Raw genomic sequence first — 325 nt, 5'->3', positions numbered from 1 at the left:
CCCTGAGGTATCCCCACTAAAAAACAAAGACAGGCAGCGGCTTAGTGGAGATATCGGAGTGAAACTGAACATGCAGAGGAGGTGATGGTCCACCACGGGCGAGGAAACCTGTTGAGGACCAAGCCTGTTTGAGGAGTTCCTTATGCCTGCACTGACGATCTTACATCGCTGTATCGGCCCCCTGCTTGGCGCGGTGCACCGTCGGCGCCTCAGCGTCCTGTTTGAGGCGGTGGCCGCGACGGTGAGTGGTCCCCGGCTCACGTTGACCGAGATGGGGCGGCGTTTTGGTGGCAGCAATGAGCTGCGCCACCGGATCAAACGAGCG

Annotated in this window: 1 pseudogene; it reads left to right on the top strand. The window is 59.7% G+C overall.

What is annotated here, in order from left to right:
• Positions 1-142: 142 nt before the first annotated feature.
• Positions 143-325 (top strand): annotated as a pseudogene (locus VBE63_RS31275) (hypothetical protein); the annotation flags it as partial.

The sequence above is a fragment of the Lamprobacter sp. genome (assembly GCF_034860625.1).
GTDB lineage: Bacteria > Pseudomonadota > Gammaproteobacteria > Chromatiales > Chromatiaceae > Lamprobacter.
This window is presented reverse-complemented; position numbering and strand designations above follow the sequence as displayed.